The following is a 1471-nucleotide window of genomic DNA, read 5'->3' as shown; positions in this document are numbered from 1 at the left end:
TAGTCATTCCTAAAAATAAATACAACGATTTGATATTCAATATTTTATTATCAAATTTCGCTTAAAAATGTTGTATAAAATTGCAGAAAATCGTATTTTTAGGGTATAAAAAGTGGCAAAATGTTAGGAAAAATAAAACAGGATTTACAGCAAAATTTATTCAAGACCAGACTTACCGAGCTTATTAATATGGATCATCCACTTGTAAAATTAGCGCATGAGATTTCTTGGGATAAAATAGAAGCTGAGTTCGAGGGTTTATTTTCAAAAGAAGGAAGACCCTCTATTGCGGTTCGCAAAATAGCAGGAATGCTTTTGCTCAAGGAAATGTTTAAAGAAAGTGATGAAAGTGTAGTAGAAAGATGGATTGAGAATGCTTATTGGCAATATTTTACAGGTGAGGATTTTTTCCAAACAGAACAGCCCTTTGATCCGAGCAATTTTGTACACTTCAGAAAGAGAATTGGGGAGAGGGGTTTGGAATTTCTTTTGGGACAAAGCGTTTCTCTTCATCCAAAAGCCAAAACAGAAGATGAAGTTCAGATTGATACTACCGTTCAGGAGAAGAATATCACTTTTCCTACGGATGCCAAGTTGGCAAAAAAAGTAATAGATAATTGTGTAAAAATAGCCGAAAAAGAAGGTGTTGTACAAAGGCAAAGCTACAAAAGAGTAAGCAAACAATTGTTACGGTCTGCTTATTTTGGACACCATCCCAAAAGACAGAAGAATGCTAGAATGGCAAGGAAAAAACTCAGAACAATCGGCAAAAGATTGCTTCGGGAATTGGAAAGAAAGCTTCCGGAAAGCGTTTTGAAAGATTATCGGGAAATATTTGCAATTTACCTCAAAGCTCTTACTCAGGAGAAAACTACCAAGGACAAGATTTACAGCTTGCATGAATCACAGGTTGCCTGTATTGCGAAAGGAAAATCGGGAAAGAATTATGAGTTTGGGACCAAAGTTGCGGTAGTAAGAGGTAGGAAAACAGGCATCATCAGCTCAGTAAAAAGATTTTCCGGTAACCCTCACGATAGTAAAACTCTTGAAGAATCATTGTCACAAAGTGAACGGGTAAGAAAATCAGTGGGAGGAACAAGACCTAAGAAAGCAGCTACAGACCGAGGATTTAGAGGAATCAAAGAAGTAGAAGGCACCTTAATTCTGCTTCCCACAAAAAAAGAAAAAACAAGATATGGGCAGCAAGTTGCAAGATTAAGATTCCGTGCAAGAGCAGCAATAGAACCCTGTATTTCACATTTAAAAAGAAACCACTCCTTAGGATTAAACTTCCTTAAAGGAGTGGCTGGAGATATTCATAACGCCCTATTAGCAGGGATTGGATACAATTTGAAGATGAGATTGAACCAAATCAAACAACAAATTCTTTTTTGGCTCGAAGTTGTTCTCAAAATCTTCTTAGGCAAGTATAATTTTCAAAATGAAAAATTAGCTTTTTAAGGAATGACTA

General features: G+C 36.1%; 1 protein-coding gene. It reads left to right on the top strand.

The window, feature by feature from the left end:
- The first annotated feature begins 120 nt into the window (after positions 1-120).
- Positions 121-1461, top strand: coding sequence for an IS5 family transposase (locus BW983_RS23660; protein ID WP_076554317.1), 1341 nt, complete (start codon positions 121-123; stop codon positions 1459-1461).
- The last annotated feature ends 10 nt before the right edge of the window (positions 1462-1471 follow it).

Origin of the sequence: Chryseobacterium ureilyticum (assembly GCF_900156735.1) — a bacterium.
GTDB lineage: Bacteria > Bacteroidota > Bacteroidia > Flavobacteriales > Weeksellaceae > Chryseobacterium > Chryseobacterium ureilyticum.
Note: the sequence above shows the minus strand (reverse complement) of the source record. Positions and strands in the feature narration are given on the sequence as shown.